Annotated in this window: 19 protein-coding genes; 13 read left to right on the top strand and 6 right to left on the bottom strand. The window is 63.4% G+C overall.

Features of this window, described 5'->3' with window-relative positions; genetic code table 11:
* Window positions 1–19 precede the first annotated feature (19 nt).
* Window positions 20–823 carry a PH domain-containing protein gene (locus EU811_RS24290; RefSeq protein ID WP_160147656.1) on the bottom strand — a complete coding sequence of 268 codons (804 nt, stop codon included), beginning with the start codon at window positions 821–823 and terminating at the stop codon, window positions 20–22.
* Between the two features lie 814 nt (window positions 824–1637).
* On the opposite strand from EU811_RS24290, the gene EU811_RS17530 reads away from it, so the two are divergent.
* Complete coding sequence (locus tag EU811_RS17530; protein ID WP_142939597.1) at window positions 1638–2276, top strand: 4'-phosphopantetheinyl transferase family protein; 639 nt, start codon at window positions 1638–1640, stop codon at window positions 2274–2276.
* A gap of 3 nt (window positions 2277–2279) precedes the next feature.
* Here the strand turns inward: EU811_RS17530 and EU811_RS17525 are convergent, their stop codons facing one another.
* From EU811_RS17525 to EU811_RS17510, 4 genes are all read right to left on the bottom strand, one after another.
* A complete protein-coding gene (locus tag EU811_RS17525) occupies window positions 2280–3614 on the bottom strand; it encodes a M1 family metallopeptidase (RefSeq protein ID WP_142939596.1) in 1335 nt (444 codons plus the stop codon).
* 11 nt (window positions 3615–3625) lie between these two features.
* Window positions 3626–7582 carry a Pls/PosA family non-ribosomal peptide synthetase gene (locus EU811_RS17520; protein ID WP_187697237.1) on the bottom strand — a complete coding sequence of 1319 codons (3957 nt, stop codon included), beginning with the start codon at window positions 7580–7582 and terminating at the stop codon, window positions 3626–3628.
* A gap of 118 nt (window positions 7583–7700) precedes the next feature.
* A complete protein-coding gene (locus tag EU811_RS17515) occupies window positions 7701–8666 on the bottom strand; it encodes a quinone oxidoreductase family protein (RefSeq protein WP_142939595.1) in 966 nt (321 codons plus the stop codon).
* 85 nt (window positions 8667–8751) lie between these two features.
* Window positions 8752–9840 carry a fatty acid desaturase family protein gene (locus EU811_RS17510; RefSeq protein WP_142939594.1) on the bottom strand — a complete coding sequence of 363 codons (1089 nt, stop codon included), beginning with the start codon at window positions 9838–9840 and terminating at the stop codon, window positions 8752–8754.
* 167 nt (window positions 9841–10007) lie between these two features.
* Here EU811_RS17510 and argC point away from each other — a divergent pair, with 167 nt between their 5' ends.
* From argC to EU811_RS17465, 9 genes are all read left to right on the top strand, one after another.
* Window positions 10008–11051 (top strand): N-acetyl-gamma-glutamyl-phosphate reductase, encoded by a 1044-nt coding sequence (argC, locus tag EU811_RS17505; protein WP_142939593.1) that lies wholly within the window; start codon window positions 10008–10010, stop codon window positions 11049–11051.
* The gene (gene argJ / locus EU811_RS17500) at window positions 11048–12214 is read left to right on the top strand and encodes a bifunctional glutamate N-acetyltransferase/amino-acid acetyltransferase ArgJ (RefSeq protein WP_142939592.1); all 1167 of its coding nucleotides are present in this window, start codon (window positions 11048–11050) and stop codon (window positions 12212–12214) included. Before argC ends, argJ begins: the two co-directional genes overlap by 4 nt.
* A 10-nt stretch (window positions 12215–12224) precedes the next feature.
* Window positions 12225–13184, top strand: a complete 960-nt coding sequence (gene argB / locus EU811_RS17495) for an acetylglutamate kinase (protein WP_142939591.1) — start codon at window positions 12225–12227, stop codon at window positions 13182–13184.
* Window positions 13181–14578, top strand: coding sequence for an acetylornithine transaminase (locus EU811_RS17490; protein WP_238703446.1), 1398 nt, complete (start codon window positions 13181–13183; stop codon window positions 14576–14578). Before argB ends, EU811_RS17490 begins: the two co-directional genes overlap by 4 nt.
* Window positions 14575–15600, top strand: a complete 1026-nt coding sequence (gene argF, locus EU811_RS17485) for an ornithine carbamoyltransferase (RefSeq protein ID WP_142939590.1) — start codon at window positions 14575–14577, stop codon at window positions 15598–15600. Before EU811_RS17490 ends, argF begins: the two co-directional genes overlap by 4 nt.
* Window positions 15600–16139: an arginine repressor gene (locus EU811_RS17480; RefSeq protein ID WP_142939589.1), complete on the top strand. Its 540-nt coding sequence runs from the start codon at window positions 15600–15602 to the stop codon at window positions 16137–16139. The genes argF and EU811_RS17480 overlap by 1 nt, the downstream gene beginning before the upstream one ends.
* A gap of 68 nt (window positions 16140–16207) precedes the next feature.
* On the top strand, window positions 16208–17413 hold the full coding sequence (locus tag EU811_RS17475) for an argininosuccinate synthase (protein WP_142939588.1): 1206 nt from the start codon (window positions 16208–16210) through the stop codon (window positions 17411–17413).
* Complete coding sequence (gene argH, locus EU811_RS17470; protein ID WP_142939587.1) at window positions 17413–18828, top strand: argininosuccinate lyase; 1416 nt, start codon at window positions 17413–17415, stop codon at window positions 18826–18828. The genes EU811_RS17475 and argH overlap by 1 nt, the downstream gene beginning before the upstream one ends.
* A 76-nt stretch (window positions 18829–18904) precedes the next feature.
* Entirely contained in the window at window positions 18905–19642 is a 738-nt protein-coding gene (locus EU811_RS17465; RefSeq protein ID WP_142939586.1) for a maleylpyruvate isomerase family mycothiol-dependent enzyme, read from the top strand.
* Between the two features lie 47 nt (window positions 19643–19689).
* Here the strand turns inward: EU811_RS17465 and EU811_RS17460 are convergent, their stop codons facing one another.
* Window positions 19690–21180, bottom strand: coding sequence for a DNA-3-methyladenine glycosylase 2 family protein (locus tag EU811_RS17460; RefSeq protein WP_142939585.1), 1491 nt, complete (start codon window positions 21178–21180; stop codon window positions 19690–19692).
* 83 nt (window positions 21181–21263) lie between these two features.
* Between EU811_RS17460 and EU811_RS17455 the strand changes: the two genes are divergently transcribed.
* The 3 genes from EU811_RS17455 (at window position 21264) to tyrS (ending at window position 25641) form a co-directional block, all read left to right on the top strand.
* Complete coding sequence (locus EU811_RS17455; RefSeq protein WP_446698062.1) at window positions 21264–21932, top strand: DNA-3-methyladenine glycosylase; 669 nt, start codon at window positions 21264–21266, stop codon at window positions 21930–21932.
* Window positions 21933–22063: 131 nt separating this feature from the next.
* Window positions 22064–24292, top strand: coding sequence for a HelD family protein (locus EU811_RS17450; protein WP_142939584.1), 2229 nt, complete (start codon window positions 22064–22066; stop codon window positions 24290–24292).
* Window positions 24293–24330: 38 nt separating this feature from the next.
* Entirely contained in the window at window positions 24331–25641 is a 1311-nt protein-coding gene (tyrS, locus tag EU811_RS17445; protein WP_142939583.1) for a tyrosine--tRNA ligase, read from the top strand.
* Window positions 25642–26388 lie beyond the last annotated feature (747 nt).

Genomic DNA, 26388 nt, shown 5'->3' with positions numbered 1-26388 from the left:
CCACGCTCTCAGCGCGCACTTACGAGGAAAGCAGGCGTTCCTTCTGGGCTTGGAACTCGGCGTCCGTCAGAATCCCCTTGGTATGCAGCTCGGCAAGGCGTTCGAGTTGTCCGATGACGTCAATGGCCGGTGCCGCTGAGGCTTGCTGGTGTTTGGGGGCATTTTGGGTTGCCCGGATCGCGCGAATCAGGGAGTCTCCCTGTCCATGGCCGAGGGTGGTGATTGATGCCTTGGTTCCGGAGTGATTAATGGTCAGGGTTTCACCGCCCAGTGCTTTCTTCAGGTCTATCGCCTGGATTGCTCCCAAGGAGAATGACGTGAGATCTTCGGAGCCGATGCTCTTTTCAAGAAAGAGCAGTCGATGGTTCGTAGCGGCTGCTATGCCTGCTTTGTTCTCGAACCGTCCAACCCCGATGGCGTTGACAGTTTCGTTGCGATCCAAAACGTTGGCCAGGTGGGCGATTTCCTTTCGGCCGAAGATACGAAGAGCGACTTTGCTCGCTGCTTCCTGGATTCCATGGTCATCCAGGAGCCCTTCAGGGAGCCCCTCTGAGATCTTAATGAGGTGCTTGTAATGCTTGTTGCCCAGCCCGTCGACTCGCCATTCGATATGAGTCTTGTCCGCCTCGGCAGTAATGGTGCCGTTAATTTTGGCGGCCCACTGGTTATTCCGGAGCGACCGTGGAACGTCAACAGCAATTTCGGACGGGCTCAGGGAAGTGACAGCGAACTGGGCTTGCTCAACAGCCGGCGGAAGGATAGCAAGAGCTTCATTGACACTGGTGAGCAGGGTCCACTGGACGGTACGGGAAATGGTAGCCATACCAGAACTGTACCCAGCAGGGTGGTTCCGCATGCGAACGGCTCAGCCGAGCCCAATCAATTTCCTTCTATGACATGCGAGACCCGCACCGGCACCGTCGTCATCCAGTCACCTTTGCGGGTTTCCTCGTTCCATCACATAACGGATAGCCCGTACATCCGAGGAACTGACCGTACGACCCCTTGCGCTTCTACTTGATAGGGAGGTCGAGGAGCGGAATGAGCAACTCGGCAAGTTGGAGCAACGCGTCGGGGCCACTGAGTAATCCCTGGTGGCCCGCCTTGAAGAGCTGAGGAAGGTTACGTCAGAAATCGAAGAACTCCGGTTCGAAGTTCTGCGGGAGCGGGATGCCATTGCTGCCGTCAGTCAAGTCGCGGAGTCTGAGATGCGGCAAGAATGGCAGAGTGTGGTCGACACATGGAAACAAGAGCGTGGCAAGACTGACCTTGAGCACGATGTCCAAGCACTTATAGCAATGCCACGCTCGCGGCGACGGCCAAAGCCGGTGAGGCCCTGGCGTTAGCTCCGTTTTGTGCTAATTCTGCAGATAGTATTCGACATGAAGCTCGGGATGAGCTTGGGACGCAGGCCTGGTCAAGCATGTTCTTTCCAGGTTCTCTCACCACGATGCATCGAAACATTGTGCGTAGCTGAACACCGCCGAACGGCCCGGCTCGTCAAGTAAACGGCAGAAGCCCCTAAAGCGACTGGTGCGACTGCGCAAAAAAGGCCCTTGTTTGGCCGGGTGAAAGCAAATAACGACTCATACCTGCTTGAACATTTGGCTAAGGACATAGCTGTGAGAGTGGTAGTGATGAATAGTCCGGTGCTTGAGCTGCGGAAGCTCAGTGACGTGCCCGGCGCAGGCGGTCCGATTCAACAACTCGGCCTGCCCGCCCTCGAGCGTGCCGACAGCTTGGCCAAACCTGAGGATAGGGATGCGTTCATTGCTGGTCGGATCGCGCTGTGGCACTTCGCCACTTCGCTGCTCGATGTCGATCCCACCCGCCTCGTTCCGGAGTATCACTGCCCGCAGTGCGGCCCCCGCCAGGACCACGGTCGCCCTGGGTTCATGCTCGACGGCGGTCCGGCACCTTTGGTGCTGAGCGCGTCCCGGGCGTCGGGCTGGGTGCTGCTGGCCGGCGTCGTACATCCAGCGGATGGCCTCCGGCTGGGAGTGGACCTTGAAGTGGTCGGCCAAGCAGCGTTCGAAGGTTTTGACGATGTCGCATTGACCGTAAACGAGAGAAACTTTCTAGCGTCCACCCCGCCCCGGGATCGATCCAGCCAACGCGCCCGGCTGTGGGCGCGCAAAGAAGCCTGGCTGAAAATGACCGGTGAAGGTTTGAGGCACAATCCCGCGGAGCTGGATGTGCTGGACCGTCCTGGCCTGCGGGACATTACGGGCGCTGAAATTCCTGACGGGCTCGTCGCAGCCCTGGCTATCGGCTGAGGATTACGGAAGCGCGGGCAGCGCGGACTGGTAGAGCCACGGCCGAAGAATCGAGGCAGCATCGAAACCCGGTATGAACGAATCTGCAGCTACTACAAAGGATTCTGTTGATACTGAACCGTGCCTGTTCAAGGCAGTCCAGTGCCGAAGGAAACCAAAGAACGCCTCGTCCCCGGCTGCCATCCGCACAGCGTGAACGGCTAGGGCACCCCGCTTGTAGACGCGGTCATCGAACATCAGCTCGGGACCGGGATCGCCTACCAGCAGATCCTGGGGACCGGCGCTAAGCCTCTTCCACGCGGCCGTTGCCCGCGCGGACACCGTCATGGTGCGGGATTCTTCTGACCACAACCACTCTGCGTAGCAGGCGAAGCCCTCGTGTAGCCAGATATCCTTCCAGCTGGTGACCGTGAGGGAATTACCAAACCACTGGTGGGAAAGCTCGTGGGCGATCAGACGCTGGGCATCCCAGGTATCACGCATATGGTTTCGGCCGAAGATGGAGACGGTTTGGGCTTCGAGGGGAATTTCCAGTTCGTCCTCGGTCACCACTGAGGTGTAGTCGGCGAATGGGTACGGCCCGAAGCAATCCTCAAAGGTGCGCATCATGTCCGGCTGGCGCCGCAGGCCTTGAAGAGCATCCACGGCCAACTCGGGCGTGACTGCGACGAACTGCGGCACCCTGTGATGGGTGTCGTCCACGTGCAGCGGAACCTTGGCGTAGCGCCCGATCTGCACTGTGGCCAGGTACGTCGCCATGGGCTCAGCCTGCTCGTAGACCCAGGTTTCCCTGCTCGACTTGCGCGAGTGGGAGATCAGCCTGCCGTTGCACACGGGACGGTAGTTGTCGTCAGTGGTCACGGAGATGAAGAAGCTTGATTTGTAGCGCGGATGATCATTGCAGGGGAACCAGGACGCCGCGCCGTTGGGCTGTCCGGCCACCAGGACGCCGTCGTTGAGTTCCTCCCAACCCACATCGCCCCAGAGGCCGCGGCGCGGCTGCGGATTGCCGTCGTAGCGGATCTCGAGGGAGAACTGCTGGCCCGCCTTGAGCGGTGACGCGGGGTTAAGCACCAGGTGTTCGGCCCGGTGGCTGAACTTCTGCAGCTTCTTGCCGTCCAGCTGAACCTTGCTGGCCCGCAGGCCCACCAGGTCAAGAACAATCTGCGGCGTAGCTTCCAAGGCTGTGCAACGCAGGACCGCCTTGCCGATCAGCTTGTTGCTGCCCAGCCTGACATCGAGGTCCAACTCGTACCTGTCCACGCGGTAGGCGCTGCTGCCGTGGTTCAAGGCGTAGGGGTCGGCTTCGGTCGTGGGAGTGGTGATTGGTGCGGCCATATCCGTCCAATCTACTTCAGGCGCGGCGCTTGTGCCGACGGACCCACCCAGGGGCTCACCGGGTTGCCCATCCAATACGAACCGGCCGGGACGGTTTCGCCGCGCATGACCAACGACGCCGGGCCAACGGTTCCGCCGTTGCCGATACTGGCCGCGGGGAGGATGACGCCATGCGGACCCATGGTGGCTCCGTTACCGAGCGTGACGGTGTCAAGGCTCATGACACGGTCGTGGAAGAGGTGTGTTTGGACCACGCAACCACGGTTGACGGTTGAATTCTCACCGAGGGTCACGAGGTCGGCTTCGGGGAGCCAGTAACTTTCGCACCAGGTGCCGCGGCCGATTTTCGCGCCAAGTCCGCGCAACCACCACACCAAGGCAGGAGTTCCTGCAGCAGAGCGCGCAAACCACGGGGCGCTCACCATCTCGATGAAAGTATCCACCACCTCGTTGCGCCAAATGAAGGAGCTCCACAACGGGTGCTCGCCGGCCCGGATGGTCCCCACCAGAACCCATTTGGCCACGATCGAACTCAGTGCAGCTACGGCCCCTGCTGCCAGCATCACCACACCACCAAGGACGGCTGCCAGCCAGTAGCCCCATCCGCTCGCTATCCAGTCCAGCACCAGCATGACACTGAGGGCGATGGCGACCGTCAGGATGACAGGCACCAAACGGCACAGTTCCCACAAGGCCCGCGCAATCTTGAGCCTGCGGCGAGGCTGGAACGTGCGGGTTTGGTCAGCGGCCACCGCGGTGCGGCGCAGCCTGACGGGCGGGCTGCCCAGCCAGGAGGTGCCTGACTTTGCTTTGGCCGGGGTGGCGGACAGAACCGCAACAAGGGAGTTCTTGGGCACGTTTCGTCCCGCCGCGGTCATGCCCGAGTTGCCAAGGAAGGAGCGTTTCCCTATTTTGGCTGGAGCAATCTTCATCCAGCCTCCACCGAGCTCGTAGGAGGCCACCATGGTGTCGTCAGCCAGGAAGGCGCCGTCGCCGATGGTGGTCATTTTCGGAACAAGCAGCACCGTGGAGGCTTCCACGTTTTTCCCAACTTTGGCCCCGAGGAGGCGCAGCCACATCGGTGTGAAAAGGCTGGCGTAGACCGGGAAGAGGAGGTCCCGGGCCATGTCCAGAAGGCGTTCCGTGGCCCAAACCTGCCAGCCAACGCGGCTGCGGACCCGGTAGTAGCCCTCTTGTAGGCCCAAGCCCAGGAGCCGGGCAACTACCAGGATGAGAACCAGGCTGCCGAAGAACCACACCAGGGCGGCCAGCGGGACGGCCAGGGCAATCTGTGGAAGTGCTGTTTGCAGCGATTCTTGGCCTTGGATAAAGGCCAAGATCACCAGTGCGCCGGCGAACGCCGAGATGTAGGGGATCAGTGCCAGCAAAGCCGAAGCGCTGGCGAAGGCGATCAACCAGAACCGGTCAACCACGGACCGCCGGCTGACGGTTTCCGGCCACTCGTGCTTGGCCTTGCCACGGCGTTCGGCCGGAGACCCGGCCACGAGATGTCCGGCTTTCACTTTGCCCAGCACGGCCGATCCAGCATCGACGTGGGCACCGGCCCCAATGGTCGCTCCGGGCATCAGGGTGCTTCGTGCTCCCACAACGGCACCAGCTCCCACATGGATTTGTCCGATGTGGACGGAATCCCCGTCCACCCACCAGCCGGAAAGGTCCACTTCGGGCTCAATGTTGGCTCCGCTGCCCAAAGACAACAGGCCGGTGACCGGGGGCAAAGAGTGCAGGTGGACGTCCTTGCCGATCTTGGCACCAAGAGCGCGTGCGTAGTAGGGGACGAAGGGAGCACTGGCCAGGCCTATGGCACCGGAAAGGTCTTGAATTTGCTCGGTGAGCCAGAGCCGCAGGTGAGTCTTCCCGGAACGCGGATAGGTGCCGGGCTGGATCTTGCCAAGCAGCACCTTGGCTGCAACCACTGAGATTGTCATCCGCCCCAAGGGGCTGACAAAGATGAGCCAGGATACTGCGATCCACCACCAGGACACCACGGGTGCTGCAGCAAAGCCGACAAAGTCCGCCAGCAGCTTGTTTGCAGCCATCAGGTAGGTCAGCCACCGCATGCCCACCAGGACGTGCAATGGCACGCCCATCAGCACCTGGAATATTTGCGACTTCAACGCAGTAGGGCGGACGGTGCGCTCAGCAGCAGGCCCCGGCAGGCCGCCGTCGGGAAGTGATTGCCGTGCGGCCTCGATCAGCGCGCCGACGCGCGGCGTGGCATAGATATCAGCCACGGTGATGGTGGGGTAGCGGACGCGAAGGGCGGAAACGAGTTGGGCCGCCGCCAGGGATCCGCCCCCGTAGGAGAAGAAGTCAGCGTCGAGCGAGCTGACCGGGGTGTCCAGTACCGCCTCCCACTGCTCTACAACCCAGCGTGCGTCATCTGGAAGGTTCAGCGGCGCGTTGCCGGCCTCGGTGGCGCCCGCTCCTGCAAGTGGCCAGGGGAGTGCGTGGCGGTCAACTTTGCCGCTGGTCTTGGTGGGGAGCGAATCCACCACGGTCAGCAACGGGATCAACGCGGCAGGGAGGCTCTCGCCCAGAAGCCGGCGTGCCTCGTCCATGGACACTTCATGACCGTCAGCGGGGGCCAGGTATCCAACAAGGATCTGATTACCGGCCGCCGTAGTCTGCACGGCCGCAGCGGCACCGGCAACGCCAGGCAAGGACTGAAGCGCTGCATCTACTTCGCCCAGTTCGATCCGTCGCCCGCCTAGCTTGACCTGTTCATCGCCCCGGCCCATGAAGATCAAGCCTTCCGCTTCGAAACGCACCAGGTCACCGGAGCGGTAAGCGCGGTCCCATCCCAGCGAGGTCATGGGAGCGTACTTCTCTGCGTCCTTGGCGGGATCGAGGTAGCGGGCCAGTCCCACGCCGCCGATGATCAGTTCCCCGATCTCGCCTTCAGCCACCGGAACGCCCTGCGGATCGACGACGGCGAGGTCCCAACCATCCAGGGGCAAGCCGATCCGCACGGGGCCAGGTCCGCCAAGGGGAGCAGCGCAGGCAACGACAGTCGCCTCAGTTGGGCCGTAGGTGTTCCAGACCTCGCGGCCGTCCACGGCGAGGCGTTCGGCCAGCTCGGGCGGGCACGCTTCGCCGCCGAAGATGAGGAGTCGGACGTTTTCCAGCGCTTCAGCCGGCCACAGAGCCGCAAGGGTGGGCACCGTGGACACGATGGTGATCCCATGGTTGATGAGCCACGGCCCCAGATCCATGCCGGTCCGAACCAGGGCTCGTGGTGCGGGTACCAGGCAAGCTCCGTGACGCCACGCCAACCACATCTCTTCGCACGAGGCATCGAAGGCTACGGACAGTCCGGCAAGCACCCGGTCCTGGGGTCCAATGGGTTCAGCCTGGAGGAAGATCCGGGCCTCGGCATCGACGAACGCGGCCGAGGAACGGTGCTTAACGGCCACGCCCTTGGGAGTGCCGGTAGATCCGGAGGTGAAGATAATCCAGGAATCGTCGTCCAGCCCGGGCTTGGTCGCTGTGGAAACAGGCTCCTGTGCCCTTCCGGATAGCTGGATCTCCAAGCCGGCGGCGATGACTGCCCCCACCTTGGCCTCTCCGAACACCAGGCGGGCACGCTCATCGGGGTCGTCGGCATCCACGGGAACGTAGGCGGCGCCGGCCATCAGGATTCCCAAGATGGCGATGTAGAGTTCATTGGTTCCGGAGGGGATCCGGACGCCGATCTTGTCTCCCCGTCCAAGCCCTAAAGTGTTCAACCGTGCGGCGAAAGCCTTGACTGCCTTCAGCAGCTCGGTATAGCTCAAAGACTTATGGCCGTCATCCAGCGCCGAGGCCTCGGGGAAGGACTCAGTGGTCTCTTCCAGGATGTCCACGAGGGTCCGCCCGGCGGGTGCTGCGGTGCCGCCCGGGAACTGGGGGCGGTAAGTGGTCAAGGCAGGCGTCTGCCCGGCTCCCACGGGATGTTCTGTACTCACGGGCACAGCTTTTCGCAGGAAGGTGAACAACAGGTGTCAGACGTTTCCTGCACGTCACATGGTGTTGTACTGCTGTTCGCCTGTAGATAACCAATTGTTAGGGAGCCGGGCATGGCAGTCAGGGCACCAAGAGCACTTTGCCGGTGGTGCGGCGGCCTTCAAGGTCCCTGTGTGCCTGGGCTGCCTCTGCCAGTGGGTACGTAGCGCCCACCCTGACTGCGAGGGTGCCGTTGGCAGCGGCGTCGAAAATTTCCGCTGAGCGCCACCGGCGTTCCTGGGCATTCTGGACGAAGTGCGCCATGGTGGGCCTAGTGAGCGTTAGCGAACCCGCGGCGTTCAATCGCTGGGGATCAAATGGCGGTACCGGGCCGGAGGCTGCGCCGAAGAGCACCATGGCGCCTCGGATCCGCAGGCTCTTCAGGGAGTCGTCGAACGTGTCCTTGCCGACTCCGTCGTACACCACGTTGACGCCCTGGCCATCGGTGAGTTCGCGGACCTTGTCAGCGAAGCCCTCGTAACGGAGCACTTCATCGGCGCCGGCCAGTGAGGACAGCTCCGCTTTTTCGTCCGAGGAGACGGTGGTGATGACGCGGGCTCCGCGGGCCTTCAGGAGTTGCGTCAACAGCAGGCCAACGCCACCTGCGCCGGCGTGAAGCAGAACGGTGTGGCCCGGCTCTACACGGAACGATGAGTTCATCAGGTAGTGCGCGGTGATGCCCTGCAGCGGCAGGGCTGCTGCCGTGTGATCGTCGACGCCGTCAGGTACCGGAAGTGCCTTGCTCGCCTCCACGATGGCGTACTCCGCGTAGGTTCTGGACCCCTCCGCGGTGGCAATGCGGTCACCAATGGAGAATTCCTCCACCCCATCGCCAACGGCCTCCACCGTACCGGCGGCCTCCGCACCCGGGGTAAAGGGGTAGTCCACTTTATAGGCGCCGCTGCGTTGGTAGGTCTCAATGAAGTTGACCCCGGCAGCTGCGACCTTGATCAACAGCTGGCCGGGGCCAGGCTTCGGTATTTCCACAGATGCGTACTCAAGGACCTCAGGTCCTCCGGGCTGCTGTGCAACGATGGCGTGCGTCATGGTGGCTCCTTAATCCGGGGCGGTCCTTCCGGTGCCCGGTTTCAGATTCCATCCTAGGGAAGGTGGGGCTTCCCTTGTGGAACGCCTAGAAGCGTCCGTGCGTCGAAGCTACCGGGCAGTCGAAGCCGCGGCCTGCTGCCAGGCCTACCTCGTTGAGGTATCTGACCACGATGCCATAGGACTGCATCAGACTGGTCTCGGTGTAGGAAATGGAGTGCTTGGCGCAGAACTCGCGCACGATTTTTGTGGCCTTATACAAATGGGGCCGAGCCATGTCCGGGAACAAATGGTGCTCCACCTGACGGTTGAGCCCACCCAGGAGGAAGTCCATGAAGAGGCCACCGCGGATATTCCGCGAGGTCAGGATCTGGCGGTTGAGGAAGTCCACGCGGCTGTCCTTGGGAAGGACGGGCATGCCTTTGTGGTTCGGGGCGAAAGAGGCACCCATGTAAAAGCCGTAAACCATGATCTGCACGCCGAGGAAGGCGAAAGCCATGCCGATGGGCAGGAACGTGAAAGCCAGTACGGGGAGGGCGGCAAGCCTGGCCACAAGGATGGGCGTCTCTACCCAGCGGTGGCGTACTTTCTGCTTACCGAAGACAAAACGGAGGGAGTCGAACTGCAGGCTCAAGCCCAGGAGCGTCAGGAGTGGGAAGAAGAACCAGCCCTGCTTCTTGGTGAGGAAAGCAAGGCGGCCTTTACGCTCAGCCGCTGCGTCTTCGTAGAACACCAAGGCGTTGTTCCTGATGTCCGGGTCTTTGGAGATGACGTTGGGGTGGTTGTGGTGGGCTCCGTGCTTCTGTTCCCACCAGGAGTAGCTGATGCCGGCAACGCCGGTTGCCAAGAGTCGGGCAGACCAATCGTTGGCTCGGCGCGAAGCGAAGATCTGCTTGTGACCTGCCTCGTGGGCAAGGAAGCTAAGCTGCGTGCAGAGGATGCCGACAGCAGCGGCGATCAGGAGCTGGTACCAGGAATCGCCAATGAGGGCGAAGCCAAGCCAGGTGCCGGCCATAAGGAGGACTAGGGCCACGAAGACCCAGATGTAGAAGCCGCTACGGCGTTCGAGGAGTCCAGCCGACTTGACGGTTTTGAGGAGCTCTGAGTAGCTCTGGACAACGGGATTGGGTTGGATTGCGCGAGCTTTGGGGCGCTCAGCGGTGGACGTGGGTGACATAAATGTGCCCCGTATCGCTAACGGGCAACGCTGCAGCCGACGTTCGGACTGCACGGTCTGGATCACCCTCCACTAAGCATACGTCCATTCTCCAAAATAATGAGACTGCTCACATCCGCATGCATAAATATCGGACAGCATGAATATTCTTGCTGTACAGTGGAGTCATGACTATTTCTGTTGCCGTCTCCGGTGCCAGCGGCTACGCCGGGGGAGAAGTGCTGCGCTTGCTGGCTGGCCATCCGAACGTCACCATCGGTGCCATCACCGCTCACAGCAACGCCGGTTCCAGACTAGGGGAGTTACAGCCGCATCTCCACGGTTTGGCCAGCCGGATTCTGGAAGACACCACGGTGGAGAACCTTTCCGGGCATGACGTTGTGTTTCTGGCTCTGCCGCACGGCGCCTCCGCCGAGATCGCTGCCCAGTTGCCTGAGGGGACGGTAGTGATCGACGCCGGTGCTGACCACCGCTTGCAGGACGCCGCAGCGTGGGAAAAGTTCTATGGCTCCGCTCACGCGGGCACCTGGCCGTACGGCCTCCCTGAGCTCCCCGGGCAGCGTGAAGCACTTAAAGGTGCCACACGCATTGCCGTGCCCGGCTGCTACCCGACGTCCGCCCTGCTGGCTTTGACGCCGGGGTTCGCCAACAATCTCCTCCTGACGGACGACGTCGTGATTGTCTCCGCCTCGGGAACCTCGGGCGCCGGCAAGGCAGCCAAGGTCAACCTCATCGGCGCCGAGGTCATGGGTTCCATGAGCCCCTACGGCGTTGGCGGCGGACATCGTCACACCCCGGAGATCGAACAGGGACTGTCCAATGCGGCCGGCGAGCCGGTGACGGTATCGTTCACGCCCACGCTGGTTCCGATGAGTCGCGGTATCCTCACCACGGCAACGGCCAAGGTGCGGCCGCAGGCTGGACGCAGTGTCACTGAGGCCGAGCTACGCCAAGCCTGGGCGGACGCTTACGACGACGAACCGTTCGTGCACCTCCTCCCCGAAGGCCAGTGGCCCACCACAAAGTCCGTTCAAGGCTCCAATCACGCTGTGATGCAGTTGGCCTTCGACTCCCACACGGGCCGCGTGATTGTCACGTGCGCCATTGACAACCTCACCAAGGGGACCGCCGGCGGAGCTGTGCAGTCCATGAACATTGCCCTCGGCCTGGACGAAACCGCCGGCCTGAACCTGCAGGGAGTTGCACCGTGACCATTACCGCCCCCAAGGGATTCCGCGCCGCAGGCATCAAAGCCGGCATCAAGGCCTCGGGCAACCCGGATTTCGCTCTGGTAGTCAACGACGGGCCGCAAAAGTCCGCCGCCGCCGTTTTCACCTCCAACCGCGTGGCTGCTGCACCGGTTCACTGGTCACGTCAGGTGGTCAGCGACGGACGTGTGGATGCAGTGGTCCTGAACTCCGGTGGAGCCAACGCCTGCACCGGTCCCCAGGGTTTCCAGAACACCCACGCCACCGCCGAGAAAGTGGCAGAGGTGCTGGGAGTCTCAGCTTCCGACGTCGTGGTGTGCTCAACCGGCCTGATCGGTGAGCAGCTGCCCATGGACAAGATCCTTCCCGGTGTGGAGGCAGCTTTCCGTGAACTGTCCGAAGATGGCGGCTCCGCTGCCGCCACAGCGATCATGACCACGGACAGTGTGTCCAAGGAAGCAGTCTTCAACGGCACTGATGCCCAGGGCAAGCCGTTCACGGTCGGCGGCATTGCCAAGGGTGCCGGTATGTTGGCACCGGGCCTGGCCACCATGCTGGTGGTCCTCACCACCGACGCCGAAGTTCCTGCAAATGAGCTGGACGTCGTCCTCCGCGACGCCACACGCGTCACCTTCGACCGGGCTGACTCGGACGGCTGTATGTCCACCAACGACACCGTGGTGCTGCTGGCATCCGGGGCGTCGGAAGCTCTGCCCTCTGCGGAGCAGTTGAGCGAAGCGGTCACCCACGTCTGCGCCGAATTGGCACGCAAGCTCATCGGTGATGCCGAGGGCGCCAGCCACGACATCGCTATCCGAACCTTTAACGCCGCCAGCGAACGCGATGCTGAAATCGTCAGCCGCAGTGTTGCCCGCTCCAACCTTTTCAAGGCAGCCATCTTCGGCAAGGATCCCAACTGGGGTCGCGTTCTCTCAGCGGTGGGAACAACGGATGCCGCGTTCGAGCCGGACCAAATCAACGTCGCCATGAACGGCGTGCAGATTTGCCGCAACGGCGCAATCGGTGATGATCGGAATCTTGTGGACTTGGAGCCCCGCGAAGTATTGGTCGAAATCGACCTGCAGGCCGGCGACGCCGAGGCAACCATTTGGACCAACGACCTCACGCACGATTACGTGCACGAGAACAGCGCCTACTCGAGCTGAGCGGATGACGATGACTGCGCACACCCGGGAAACAACATCAACGAGCCACGTCTCGGCCAAAACAGCCCAGGACAAGGCCGGCACGCTGATCGAGGCCCTGCCCTGGATCCAGCGTTTTGCCGGCACCACCATGGTGATCAAGTACGGTGGCAACGCCATGGTCAACGACGACCTCCGCCGTGCCTTCGCCGAGGACATCGTGTTCCTCCACCACGTGGGCATCCACCCTGTGGTGGTCCACGGCGGCGGCCCCCAGATCAACTCCATGCTCGGCCGCCTCGGCATCGAATCCGAATTCAAGGGCGGACTCCGCGTCACCACCCCTGAGGCCATGGACGTGGTCCGCATGGTCCTCACCGGCCAGGTGGGCCGCGAGCTTGTGGGCCTGATCAACTCCCACGGTCCCTACGCCGTCGGCATGTCGGGCGAAGACGGCGGCCTGCTGCGCGCTGTCCGCACGGGCACGGTTGTTAACGGCGAAGAGGTAGATCTTGGCCTGGTGGGCGAAGTGGTGGGTGTGGACCCCGCGGGTATCAAGGACATCCTCGACGCCGGCCGCATCCCGGTGATCTCAACGGTCGCCCCGGAGATCGTTGACGGAGGAGATGGCACTGGCCAGACCACGGGTCAGGTCCTGAACGTCAATGCGGACACTGCAGCGGCCGCCGTCGCGTCTGCACTTGGCGCCACCAAGCTCGTCATCCTGACCGACGTCGAAGGCCTGTACGCCAACTGGCCGGACAAATCCTCGCTGATCTCGTCACTGACCGCCTCGGAACTCCGCGACATGCTGCCTCGCCTAGAGTCCGGAATGATTCCAAAAATGGCCGCCTGCCTCAAAGCCATCGACGAAGGAGTGGAACGCGCGCACATCGTAGACGGGCGTCTCCCGCACTCGATGCTGCTGGAAACCTTCACCACCGCGGGCATCGGCACGCAGGTAGTTCCCGACGAGGAAGTGAACGCATGAGCACCGAACTGAGCCATTCCGCCGAAAGCCGCAGCAGCGATGGGGGGCCGGGCGTGGTCGGGCACCGCGATGGGCCCACTGCCGTCGGGGTCCCCGTTCGAGCTGGCGAGGGCGGGGGGCGGCTGGGGACGGAAGGGGCCCCCATCGCTGCGGAGGCTGCCGCAACCGCGCTCGTTTCCCAGAGCTCAGGTGCTGACTGGCTGGCCCGTTACTCGTCCTCGCTCATGGGTGTCTTTGGCACGCCGCAGCGGGTTCTGGTGCGGGGTGCCGGCTGCCTTGTATGGGACGCCGATGGCAAAGAGTACCTGGACCTTCTGGGCGGCATCGCCGTGAACGCTCTGGGTCACGCGCACCCCTTCGTCACCTCCGTGATTTCCAGCCAGCTGGCCACGCTGGGGCATGTGTCCAACTTCTTCACCAGCCCCACGCAGATCGCTTTGGCCGAGAAACTCCTGGCCATCAGCAAGGCTCCGGCCGGTTCCAAGGTGTTCTTCGCCAACTCCGGCACAGAGGCCAATGAGGCCGCGTTCAAGTTGGCGCGCCGTAACAACAGTGACGGGAAGCGCACCAAGATCATCGCGCTGGAGGGGGCCTTCCACGGCCGCACCATGGGTGCCTTGGCACTCACCGCCAAAGAGGCTTACCGGGCGCCGTTCGAACCACTGCCCGGTGGCGTGGTCCACATCCCGTTCGGTGACATCGAAGCCCTGCGTGCCGCCGTCGACGATTCCACCGCAGCCGTTTTCCTGGAACCTATCCAGGGTGAAGCGGGCGTCCGGCCGCTCAGCGCCGAATACCTGCAGGCAGCCCGCGAGGTGACCACAGCTGCCGGTGCGCTGTTGATTCTTGACGAGGTCCAGACCGGTATTGGCCGGACCGGCAAGTGGTTGGCCAGCGAGGAAGCGGGCATTGTTCCCGACGCCGTCACCCTCGCCAAGGGCCTTGGCGGCGGCTTCCCGGTTGGTGCCTTGATCACTTTCGGAAGTACGACGTCGGCCCTGCTCACCGCCGGGCAGCATGGCACCACGTTCGGCGGCAACCCGGTGGCCACGGCCGCTGCACTGGCCACACTGCACGCCATCGAAAGCCAGGGTGTCCTGCAGAACGTGCTGACCGTCGGTGCCCACCTTCGTGAAGGACTGGCCGCCATTGAGGCTGTCACTGAAGTCCGCGGCGAGGGCCTGCTGATCGGCTTCGATGTGAACGCCGACGTCGCACCCGCCATGGTGAGCGCAGCTTTGGACGCAGGCTTCATCATCAACAGCCCGGGCCCGCGGACCATCCGCCTCGCGCCGCCGCTAATCCTGACCCTTGATCAAGCGGACCGTTTCCTGGACGCTCTTCCCACCCTGATCGCTACGGCTACAGCCAACACCGCTAAGGACGCACAGTGACTTCTTCCACCGCCACCCGTCACTTCCTCAAAGACACGGACCTCAGTCCTGCCGAACAGGCTGAGGTTCTGGAACTCGCAGTCCGGATGAAGGCTGCGCCGTACAGCGTGCAGCCTTTCGCCGCTGAGGGCAATGGCCGTAAGACGGTGGCCGTGATTTTTGATAAGACCTCCACCCGCACGCGTGTTTCATTTGCCACCGGCATTGCGGACATGGGTGGCAATGCCCTCATCATCAACCCGGGTGAAGCGCAGATTGGCCACAAGGAATCCGTGGAGGACACGGCGAAAGTCCTGGAGCGCATGGTCTCCACCATCGTGTGGCGGACGGGTGCCCACTCGGGCCTGGTGGCCATGGCGGAGAACTCCAAGGTCCCGGTTATCAATGCATTGTGCGATGACTACCACCCCTGCCAGCTCTTGGCCGATCTTCTGGCTGTCAAGGAGCACAAGGGGGAACTGGCCGGCTTGAGCATGGCTTACCTGGGTGACGCCGCGAACAACATGGCCAACTCGTACCTCCTCGCTGGCGTGACTGCCGGAATGCATGTGCGCATCGCCGGTCCCGAAGGTTACCTGCCTGCGCCGGAGATCGTGGCTGCTGCGGAGGAACGTGCTGCCGGGACCGGCGGCTCAGTGCTCATCACCAGCAACGCCGTCGAAGCCCTCAAGGGCGCAGACGTTGTGGCAACGGACACGTGGGTGTCCATGGGTCAGGAGGCCGAAAAGGAAGCCCGGATGCAGCTCTTCCGCGACTATTCCGTGGATGAGGCCGCCATGGAGCAGGCCGCGCCGGACGCCGTCGTTCTTCACTGCCTTCCGGCATACCGCGGCTACGAAATTTCCGCCGGGGTCATCGACGGCCCGCAGTCGATCGTCTGGGATGAAGCGGAGAACCGCCTCCACGCGCAGAAGGCATTGATGGCATGGCTGATGCACCGCTCCGGACTCGCGATCGTTGAGGGACTTTCACCCGTTGAGGGTATCTCCGGCCTGGAAAACACTGTGGAGAGCACGTTCTAGTGTCCACCAACCCGTCCGTGCCGGGCGCCAGTCCGGCCACCAAGACTGCCCGCCAGGCGCGTATCACCGCGATCCTGACGGGTGAGTCCGTGCGTTCGCAGGCAGAGCTTGCAGCTCTGCTGGCAGACGACGGCGTCCAGGTCACCCAGGCCACGTTGTCCCGCGACCTCGTGGAACTGGGCGCAGTCCGGGTCCGGGGCAAAGAGGGAGCCCTCGTTTACGCCGTCCCGGGGGAGGGCGGCGACCGCAATGCCAAGAGCGGCGTGACCCAGGAAATCCTGGATGCACGGCTGACCCGCCTGTGCGGGGAACTCCTGGTGACCGCGGAGGCCTCGGGCAACATCGTGGTCCTCCGCACTCCGCCAGGAGCAGCGAACTTCCTGGCACTGGCCGTGGATCACTCCGTGATGCCGTCAGTATTGGGTACGATCGCAGGCGACGACACTTTGCTGCTGGTCGCACGGGATCCTGATGGCGGTGCTGAACTGGCGGCGCGTTTCCTGCGCATGGCCGAAGAAGCCGGGCCTGGCAACCAATAGATTTTCCAAGCATTGATTCACACCAGCATTGATTCGAATGAACCAAGCAACAACAAAGGAGCACTCTCGTGACTGAGCGCATTGTTCTGGCCTACTCCGGTGGCCTTGATACGTCCGTAGCCATCGGCTGGATCGGTGAAGCCACCGGCGCCGAGGTCATCGCTGTGGCCGTCGACGTCGGACAGGGTGGCGAGTCCCTGGAGACCATCCGTCAGCGCGCCCTCGGTTGCGGCGCCGTGGAGGCTTACGTGGCCGACGCCCGTGACGAGTTCGCCAACGAGTACGCCATGCCCACCCTGAAGGCCAACGCCCTCTACCAGGGCCACTACCCGTTGGTTTCGGCTATCTCGCGTCCGGTCATCGTGAAGCACCTCGTGAAGGCTGCCCGCGAATTCGGCGCTACCACCGTTGCGCACGGCTGCACCGGCAAGGGCAACGACCAGGTCCGCTTCGAAGTTGGCATCCAGACCCTCGGCCCGGACCTGAAGTGCATCGCACCGGTCCGCGACCTCGCCCTGACCCGCGATAAGGCCATCGCCTTCGCCGAGGAAAAGGGTCTGCCGATCGAGACCACCAAGAAGAACCCGTACTCTATCGACCAGAACGTCTGGGGACGCGCCGTCGAAACCGGTTACCTCGAGGACATCTGGAACGCTCCCACCAAGGACATCTACGACTACACCGCAACCCCGGAATTCCCACCGGCACCGGATGAGGTCACCATTTCCTTCCAGGCCGGCGTGCCGGTAGCCATCGACGGCGTGAAGGTCAGCCCGCTGCAGGCCATCCAGGAACTGAACCGCCGTGCAGGCGCCCAGGGCGTAGGCCGTATCGACGTGGTGGAGGACCGCCTGGTGGGTATCAAGTCCCGCGAAATCTACGAAGCCCCGGGTGCTATGGCGCTGATCACCGCGCACAAGCACCTCGAGGACATCACCATCGAGCGCGAGCAGGCCCGCTTCAAGGCCACCGTTGGCCAGCGCTGGGCCGAGCTGGTGTACGACGGACAGTGGTTCTCCCCGCTGAAGCGCTCCTTGGACGCTTTCATCGAGGACACCCAGCAGTACGTCTCCGGTGACATCCGCATGGTCCTGCACGGCGGCCAGGCAATCGTCAACGGTCGTCGCTCCGAGACCTCCCTGTACGACTTCGACCTCGCCACCTACGACACCGGCGATACCTTCGATCAGTCAATGGCACGTGGCTTCATCGAACTGTGGGGCATGTCCTCCAAGGTTGCTTCCGGCCGCGACCTCCGCGTCGCAGGGCAGTAATGACGTCGGCTACAAACGAAGGTGCACTGTGGGGCGGCCGGTTCGCCGGCGGGCCCGCGGATGCGCTGGCCGCTCTGAGCAAGTCCACACACTTTGACTGGCGGCTCGCCCGCTACGACATCGCCGGTTCCAAAGCCCACGCCCGCGTGCTGGCTAAGGCCGGGCTGTTGGACGATGCCGAACTGGAAGGCATGCTGGCCGCTCTCACCCAGCTGGACGAGGACGTCGCGAGCGGCGCCTACCTTCCGGCTGAGAGCGATGAGGACGTTCACGGGTCCCTTGAACGTGGCTTGATCGAACGTGCCGGTACCCAACTGGGCGGCAAGCTGCGTGCGGGCCGTTCCCGCAACGATCAGGTGGCCACCCTCGGCCGTATGTTCCTGCGTGACCACGCCCGGATCATTGCCCGCGGTGTCCTTGCCACCATCGATGCCCTCGTGGAGCAGGCCAAGGCCCACCACGGCGTAGCGATGCCCGGACGGACGCATTTGCAGCATGCACAGCCGGTGTTGCTGAGCCACCACCTGCTGGCCCACGCCTGGGCGCTGCTGCGCGATGTGCAGCGCCTCCAGGATTGGGACAAGCGTGCTGGTGTTTCGCCCTATGGTTCGGGTGCGCTGGCGGGTTCGTCCCTGGGCCTGGACCCTGAAGCTGTTGCCGCGGACCTTGGCTTCTTCTCGGCTGTCCACAACTCGATCGATGGCACCGCTTCGCGCGATGTCTTCGCCGAGTTCGCGTGGGTTTGCTCCATGATCGGCGTGGACCTGTCCAGGATCTCCGAGGAAGTCATCTTCTGGGCCACCAAGGAGTTCTCCTTCGTCACGCTGCATGACTCGTACTCCACGGGGTCCTCCATCATGCCGCAAAAGAAGAACCCGGACGTTGCTGAGCTGGCCCGCGGCAAGGCGGGACGCCTCATCGGCAACCTGACCGGCCTCCTCGCGACGCTCAAGGGACTGCCACTCGCGTACAACCGCGATCTGCAAGAGGACAAAGAGCCGGTCTTCGACGCCGCCGACACCCTGGAGCTCCTGCTTCCGGCAGTGTCCGGCATGATCGCCACCCTGAAGTTCAACACGGAGCGCATGGAATCACTGGCTCCGCAGGGCTTCGCGTTGGCCACGGACATTGCCGAGTGGCTCGTCCGCCAGGGCGTTCCGTTCCGGGAGGCCCACGAGCTCTCCGGTGCTGCTGTGAAGCAGGCCGAAGGTCGCGGCGTGGAGTTGTGGGACCTGACGGACGAGGAATACGCAGCAATCTCTGAGCACCTCACTCCCGAGGTTCGCAGCGTACTCAGCACTGAAGGTTCGCTCAACAGCCGCAACTCGCAGGGCGGAACGGCACCAGCCGCCGTCGAGCGCCAACTGGCGGCCCTGGAAGCGGAACTGGACGCAGCACGCTCCTACGCAGGCTAATCGGTTCGCGACTACTGTGGGATGGCACTTCGGTGTCATCCCACGGGTGTTTAAGCGGGTGGGCTAGCATGGCGCTATGACTCAGATCACCCCTGAGGCGCTGCCCGCAGAGCTTCACAAAGCCGCTGACACCGCCATCCGCCTTCTATCAAAGATGGACGAATCGTCCGTAACTGAACCGTCGGAACTGCCGGGGTGGACCCGTGGCCACGTCCTCGCTCACCTTGCGGGAATTTCCCAGGCAATGACCCGGCAGCTGGAGTACGCGCGCCGCGGCGAAACCGTGGAACTGTACGACGGCGGCATGGACGGCCGCACGAAGGCGATCAATCTGGCGGCCGGGCACAGCCTCGCGCAACACACCGAGTCTGTCACCGCTGCGATCGGGGCCGCCATCGACGCGTTTGATGCCTTGGGTCCGGACGATTGGCAGGCGCGGATCGCCTACAGGGACGGGACAGTGTTCGACGGCGGGCTGGCGCTGTGGCGCGAACTGACCATCCATGCTTCGGACCTAAGCGTGGGGTTCGGACCGGAAACGTGGAGCAGGCCTTTCTGCGAACACCTCATCGGGTTTCTCGCCGCACGTGTCCCGGAGTCCTACAAATTTGTCCTGCAGCCCACGGGTCTTCCCCCAAGGAGCATCGGCACCGGAGGCACTTCCATAGCCATCACCGGCATGCTGACCGACATCGCCGCGTGGCTTGCAGGCCGCGAACCCAGCCTCGGAAGCCTCAGGGCCACTGCAGCCGCTGATGGAGTGGACCTGCCGGAGCTCCTGCCCTGGCCAGCAGCGCAGCCCGGGGCCCGCTAAATCCCAGTCGCTCTCTCACGTCCGTCGTGTCTTGGGCGTACGCTCTCTCACGTCCGTCGTGTCTTTGCCGCTGCTGCCCGCCACAAGTGCATGGTGCCGTACGAACGCCACGGGCTGACCTCCCTGAAATCGGCGCTCAGCCCGGTGGCGGAGGGCAGGACCTTCAGCCCGTTTCGTACTGCGGCATCATTGGCCAGGAAGACGTCGGGAGCTCCAAGCACCCGCATGGCGACATAGCCCACCGTCCACGGTCCCACGCCGGGCATCGGGAGAAGCTTCCGGGCGAGGCTGTCGAGGTCGTCGCCGTACCCGAAGTCGAGGGCCCCACTGGCCATTGCTTCGGCGGCAGCAACAATGGAGTCGATCCGGCGCTGTGGTCCACGGAGGAGTCCCCGGCCGTGTTCGGCGAGTTCGGCCGTCGTCGGGAACAATCGCTCCAAGCCGGGGGAGGTGCCATCAACAGCGGACCCGGCCACTGACAACTGAGTGAGGGCGGTTCTGGCGGCAGCTACGGTGATTTGTTGTCCGATCATGGCTCGGACCAACAGCTCGTGTGGATCCACAGCGCCCGGCACCCGCACCCCCGGAATTGCAGCGACGCTCGCCGAAAGCCTCGGATCCCTTGCCAGCGCGTTATCGATTGCCTGAGGATCCGCGTCTAAGTCAAACAGCCTCCGGACCCGGCTCAGAAGTGCCGGGAGATCGTGGAGATCCCGCACCGCAGCTGCGAGTTGCAGCGGCCTGCCGGGAGCTGAAGGGTTGTACGAGACAGACAACGACGCGCTGCCCCGCGGCAGGCGCAGCGTGCGGGCATAGGTCCTGGTTCCATCCGCCGAGGTACTTGCCGCCTCGATGCCTGGAACCGCCCGAACTGCCAGGAAGTCGAAGATTCCCGGATCAAACGGTTCCCTGTATGGAAGGTTCAGCGTCAGAGCGGCAGGCGCCGCCGCCGAAACCCCGGTGCCCCTGTGCGGGCCGGACTTCGCCGCAGTGGCACGCACCGCCGTCGGGGTCATCGCGAAAACCTCGCCGATGGTGTCGTTGAATTGCCGCACACTGTTAAACCCTGACGCGAACGCAACGTCGGCCAGGAGCATATCGGTGGATACCAGCAGCGTCCTGGCGGTCTGTGCCCTGCTTGCCCGCGCAAGTGAGAGAGGACCCGCGCCGAGTTCGTTGCTGAGGATGCGGTTGAGCTGCCGGGCGGAGTACCCCAGGCGGCTTGCCAGGCCGTCGACGCCCTCGCGGCTGATCACGCCGTCGTTGATGAGCCTCATGGCGCGGCCGGCGACGTCGGAACGGATGTTCCACGCGGGCGTCCCAGGGACTGCCTCAGGCAGGCATCGCTTGCAGGCGCGATATCCCGCTTCGTGAGCGGCCGCGGACGTTTCATAAAACGTGACGTTCGCTGCCTTAGGGGTGCGCGCGGGGCACGACGGCCGGCAATAGATGCCGGTGGAGCTGACGGCGGTGAAAAACTGACCGTCAAAGCGGGTGTCGCGGGCGTCGATCGCCCTGTAGCGCTGCCAGAAGTCCATGGCCTAATCCTGACACCCGCCGGAAGCTGCTGCTAGCGGAAATCGGACATTACCGTTTGCCGCATTGTTGCTAGGGTCTGGTCATGAGTTCGTCCATGGACAACGAGGTCAGCGACCCGGCCGCGGTGCGCGCGTTTCTCGAAGGTGACCCCCGTGTCATCGCTCCGCAGATACTCGGCGCGGTACTGACCCACCACTCGGAAGCCGGTCCGGTCTCCGTCAGGCTCACCGAAGTAGAGGCCTACCTTGGGCCGCGCGATTCAGAGCACCCCGACCCCGGCTCCCACACCTTCGGTGGTCCTACCGCCCGGAATGCGCCCATGTTCGGGCCACCGGGATTCCTGTACGTCTACTTCACCTACGGCATGCACTACTGCGCCAACATTGTCTGCGGCCCAGACGGCACAGCGTCGGCTCTTCTCCTGCGTGCCGGCGAGATCGTCGAGGGGGAGGGGCTCGCCGCCCTTCGCCGGCCCGCATCGAAAGCGCACAAGGACCTGGCCAGCGGACCCGCCAGGCTCGCCTCCGCACTGGGGCTCACGACGGCGGACACTGGCCGTGACGTGCTCGCGGAACCGTTCAGTTTGTGGTTGCCCATGACGCCGGCAGCTGCCGTGGCCAGCGGACCAAGAGTGGGCGTAGCGGGCCCGGGCGGAAGCACTGAATACCCCTGGCGCTTCTGGATCGAGGACGATCCTACGGTGTCCCGCTACAAGGCAGCGCGGCCGCGGAACCGGAGCGCTACCAACTGACCTCAGCGCTGGCGGCTCGGCAGAACCTTCGACTTTTTGTGACGCAGTCCGGCGTATGACGCGTACCCCCACGTTTACCAAAATCGCTGTAGAATGGTAGGTCTGTCTTTTGCGATAGGGGTTACGGTTCGATGCACGACGCTGATTTGGTCCATGAGCAGGAATATGTTGCCGGGCTGTATGCCCGGCTCGATGAGCTGCGCGCCGAAAAGCGCGCCCAGCTGGCGCAGGTGCGCAAGGCCGGCGCGGTGGGAACCATGCAGAACGTCTCAGAACGTGATGCGTTCGCGGCGCTGTACGAAGATCGCCTGGCGCAGCTGGACGCCGTCGACGACCGCTTGGTCTTTGGCCGCCTGGACCTTGATTCCGGTGAGGCGCAGTACATCGGCCGTATTGGTCTTTCCACGGCCGATCTCCAGCGGCTGATGGTCGACTGGCGTGCCCCGGAAGCCGGTCATTTTTACCAAGCCACCGCGTTCGATCGCCAAGGTGTCCGCCGTCGTCGCCACCTGATCCTTCAGGGACGCGACGTTAAGGCGATTGAAGACGACGTCCTGGACGCCGGGATGCTCGCTGACAACGACTCACTCCAGGGTGAAGGTGCGTTGCTGGCCGCGCTCAATTCCAAGCGTACGGGCCGCATGTCGGACATCGTGGGCACCATCCAGTCCGAGCAGGACCGGATCATCCGTTCCTCCATTTCCGGTGCGCTGGTAGTCCAGGGCGGCCCCGGAACGGGCAAGACCGCCGTAGCCCTGCACCGTGCCGCCTACCTGCTGTACACGCACCGCGAGCGGCTCAAGAGCGCCGGTGTTCTGCTCGTTGGGCCGTCGTCGTCCTTCATGCATTACATCGAACGTGTTCTGCCGTCGCTCGGTGAGACCGGTGTGGTCATGGCCAGCCTCGGCCGCCTCATGCCCGGCATACATGCCATTCCCGAGGAAGATGCGGACGTCGCGGCCCTCAAGGGCAAGCTGGACATGGCCACCGTGGTGGCAAACGCCGTGGCAAACCGGCAACGGACACCTGCGGAGGACCGCATCCTCGAAGTTGATTCGCGGAAGCTGACACTGACGGTTCGGCAGGTCCGCCGTGCCCGGGAAAAAGCCCGTGCCACAGGAAAGCCGCATAACGAAGCGCGGCTCACGTTCGTCAAGATCCTCCTGCGCGAGCTCACGGAGCAGTTGACGGACCTCGTAGAGGAAGGCAACATCGGCAACAACGCCGATCGCGCCTATCTGGCCGAAGACGTAAGGTCGGCCCGCGACGTTCGCATCGCGCTCAACCTTTGCTGGATGCCGATGACCCCCGAGAAGCTCATTTCCGAGCTCTTCAGCAAGCCGGCCATCCTCGAAGCCTGCACGCCGCACCTGACACCCGCACAGCGTTCGCTGCTTGAGCGCCCGGTGGATGCCCCGTGGACCGAGGCGGACGTTCCGCTGTTGGACGAGGCTGCAGAGTTGCTCGGTGAGCTGGACCCGGCCGCCGGCAGGGGACTGGCCCAACAGGAGGCGGACCGTGCACGCGATCTCGCCAACGCCAAGCAGACCCTGGCCAACATGGAAGCGATGGGCGTGGACGTCCTGGTGACGGCTGAAGAGCTCGCTGACCAGAACCAAGAACGCGAGGGGCGGCTGACCGCTGCCGAACGTGCCACGAGCGACCGGTCGTGGGCTTTCGGCCACATCGTTGTTGACGAGGCCCAGGAACTCTCGCCCATGCAGTGGCGCCTCCTGGTGCGGCGCTGCCCGCTGAAGTCCTTCACCATTGTGGGCGACATCGCCCAAACGAGTGCAGCAGCAGGTGCCAATTCGTGGCAAAGCGCGCTGGCGCCGTCGTTCGGTGACCGCTGGACGCTGGAAGAACTTACCGTCAACTACCGCACACCATCGCAGATTGCAGAAGCTGCCGTTCGCATGGCCAACCGCGCAGGCTTGGTTGTTTCGGCACCCAAGGCCGTCCGCGAAGGCAAATGGTCACCCATCGTGGACCACGTCGAAGCGGACGGCATCGTGAAGCGCTTGGTTGAAGTCCTGCCGGAGGAAGTGGAAGCGATCGACGGCGGCCTGCTGGCTGTTATTGCCGACGGTCCCTTGCTGCCGCAGGCCACTGCTGCGCTGCGCGAGGTCTACGGACGCCGCATCGGCAGCGGCGCAGGCAGTTACCAGCAAGACATCGTGGTGATCAGTCCCAAGGAAGCCAAGGGCCTGGAATTCGACGGCGTTGTGGTCCTGGAACCAGCTGCCATGTTGAACCACGAGCACGGCAAGGTGGGCGACCTCTACGTCGCCATGACCCGGGCCACGCAGCGTCTGCGCCTCATCGCAGCCGCACCGGTACCCGCCGGCATCGAGCGCTAGGAAAAACGGACCCCGCAACCGGTGCTAACTTAGATCTCGTGTCACACGTAAACAACCTCGAGTCCCAGCACAACGATCCCGCCTTTGCCAACGTCTGGCAGGAGCTCAAATGGCGCGGTCTGGTTCACGTTTCCACTGATGAAACTGAACTGGAAAAACTGCTCGCCGGGGACCCGATCACGTATTACTGTGGCTTCGATCCCACCGCGCCGTCGCTGCACTTGGGCAACCTGGTGCAGTTGCTGGTAATGCGACGCCTGCAGTTGGCCGGCCACAAGCCGCTCGGCTTGGTGGGTGGGTCCACCGGCCTGATCGGCGACCCGCGTCCGACGGCGGAACGCACCTTGAACACCAAGGACACCGTGGCGGAGTGGGTTGGCTACCTTCAGGGCCAGGTGCGCCGCTTCCTCAGCTTCGATGGCGACAACCCAGCCCGCATGGTCAACAACCTGGACTGGACGGCGCCTTTGAGTGCCATCGACTTCCTCCGCGAGATCGGCAAGCACTTCCGTGTTGGCACCATGCTCCGCAAGGATGCCGTGGCGTCGCGCCTCAGCTCGGACGAAGGCATCAGCTACACCGAGTTCAGCTACCAGATCCTGCAGGGCATGGACTACCTCCAGCTCTTCCGCGACTACGGCTGCGCACTGCAGACCGGCGGCTCGGATCAGTGGGGCAACCTCACCAGCGGAACCGAACTCATCCGCAAGGTGGAAGGCAAGAGCGTCCACGCACTTGGCACGCCGCTCATCACCAACTCCGACGGCACCAAGTTCGGCAAGAGCGAAGGCAACGCCATCTGGCTGGACCCGGACATGTGCAGCCCGTACACGTTCTACCAGTTCTGGCTCAACACGGCCGATGCCGATGTGGTGGATCGCCTCAAGGTGTTCACGTTCCTTTCGCGCGCGGAGATTGAGGCGCTCGGCCAGGCCGTGGAGGAGCGTCCGTTTGCCCGTGAAGGTCAGAAGAAGCTTGCCTTCGAGGTGACCTCCTTGGTGCACGGCGTCGACGCAACCGAGAAAGTCATCGCCGCTTCGGCTGCCTTGTTCGGGAACGGCGACCTCACCGTACTGGATGAGCGGACCCTTGAAGCAGCCACGGCGGAACTTCCCTCCGCGACGATTAGTGCCGACGGCCTGGGCATCATTGACCTCCTGGTTGCTTCGGGTCTGTCAGACAGCAAGTCGGCCGCCCGCCGGACCGTGGGCGAGGGCGGTGCCTACGTGAACAACACCAAAGTGTCCGATCCCGACGCCATCATTGGCCAGGACGAACTGCTTCATGGCCGGTACTTGCTCCTCCGCCGGGGCAAGAAGAACCTGGCAACCATCGAGGTTTCGGCCTAGGTCCTCGTTTCAATCGCGTCACGAAAGGGCCGGCAACCGTTATGGTTGCCGGCCCTTTTCGCGTGTCAGCGGAATTGTTTGCGGGTGAGCGGCTTCGCTGGGGTGGTGCGTGGCGGTTGGGTCGGTGAGTGGGGTTGGGTCGGTGGCGGCGGTCATCCTCTGTGCGCTCGGTCGTTCCTCCCTTGGACGCGCGCTGCCGGATAACCGCCTCCACCTTCCGACGCTCTCTCACTTATTTGCCGTTTTTGGGCGTCGCTCTCTCACATCCGGCGGGTTTGGGGGCGTCGCTCTCTCAGGTTCTGCGGGTTGGGTGGGTGTTCGACGGCGGTGGTTGTGGTGTGTTCGGGGTCTTGCCTTTGGCGGGATGGTTGGGTTGTGTGACGTGTTTCACTGAGGATGCTTTTCTGGGTTTTTTGCTGGTTTGGGGTCTTGGTGAGCGTGTTGGGCCCGTGTTTGCGGGGTTTTGTGGTCGCTGGGGGTTGATTTGTGCCGGGACCCGTGGGCGTGTAATGTCTTCTGAGTCGCCGCGAGTGAGACAGCTTGGAGCTGAGAACCGCGGAGGCCAACCCCTTTGATAACAGCCTGAAAATTGGCACGCTTTTGAGTGTGCACGTGGAGGGTGGGGCCGAGGCCTGGATCGGGAATCGCGGAAACGTTGATTTGCAAAGATCTGGCTGATCGGGTAAGTTTGAAAAGTTGCTCCGGAGCGATCCAGGTGAGGCTGGTGGTACTGCTTTGGAATAGTGA

Source organism: Arthrobacter sp. TS-15 (assembly GCF_006964045.1).
Taxonomy (GTDB): Bacteria; Actinomycetota; Actinomycetes; order Actinomycetales; family Micrococcaceae; genus Arthrobacter.
This window is presented reverse-complemented; position numbering and strand designations above follow the sequence as displayed.

What these genes read in the sequence shown, in the direction of transcription:
- EU811_RS17450 (WP_142939584.1), top strand. Translation starts at nt 22,064, where the DNA reads ATGCACGACGCTGATTTGGTCCATGAGCAGGAATATGTTGCCGGGCTG.
- EU811_RS17530 (WP_142939597.1), top strand. Translation starts at nt 1,638, where the DNA reads ATGAATAGTCCGGTGCTTGAGCTGCGGAAGCTCAGTGACGTGCCCGGC.
- argH (WP_142939587.1), top strand. Translation starts at nt 17,413, where the DNA reads ATGACGTCGGCTACAAACGAAGGTGCACTGTGGGGCGGCCGGTTCGCC.
- EU811_RS17455 (WP_446698062.1), top strand. Translation starts at nt 21,264, where the DNA reads ATGAGTTCGTCCATGGACAACGAGGTCAGCGACCCGGCCGCGGTGCGC.
- EU811_RS17525 (WP_142939596.1), bottom strand. Translation starts at nt 3,614, where the DNA reads ATGGCCGCACCAATCACCACTCCCACGACCGAAGCCGACCCCTACGCC.
- EU811_RS17460 (WP_142939585.1), bottom strand. Translation starts at nt 21,180, where the DNA reads ATGGACTTCTGGCAGCGCTACAGGGCGATCGACGCCCGCGACACCCGC.
- EU811_RS17510 (WP_142939594.1), bottom strand. Translation starts at nt 9,840, where the DNA reads ATGTCACCCACGTCCACCGCTGAGCGCCCCAAAGCTCGCGCAATCCAA.
- argC (WP_142939593.1), top strand. Translation starts at nt 10,008, where the DNA reads ATGACTATTTCTGTTGCCGTCTCCGGTGCCAGCGGCTACGCCGGGGGA.
- EU811_RS17490 (WP_238703446.1), top strand. Translation starts at nt 13,181, where the DNA reads ATGAGCACCGAACTGAGCCATTCCGCCGAAAGCCGCAGCAGCGATGGG.
- EU811_RS17465 (WP_142939586.1), top strand. Translation starts at nt 18,905, where the DNA reads ATGACTCAGATCACCCCTGAGGCGCTGCCCGCAGAGCTTCACAAAGCC.
- EU811_RS24290 (WP_160147656.1), bottom strand. Translation starts at nt 823, where the DNA reads ATGGCTACCATTTCCCGTACCGTCCAGTGGACCCTGCTCACCAGTGTC.
- argB (WP_142939591.1), top strand. Translation starts at nt 12,225, where the DNA reads ATGACTGCGCACACCCGGGAAACAACATCAACGAGCCACGTCTCGGCC.
- EU811_RS17515 (WP_142939595.1), bottom strand. Translation starts at nt 8,666, where the DNA reads ATGACGCACGCCATCGTTGCACAGCAGCCCGGAGGACCTGAGGTCCTT.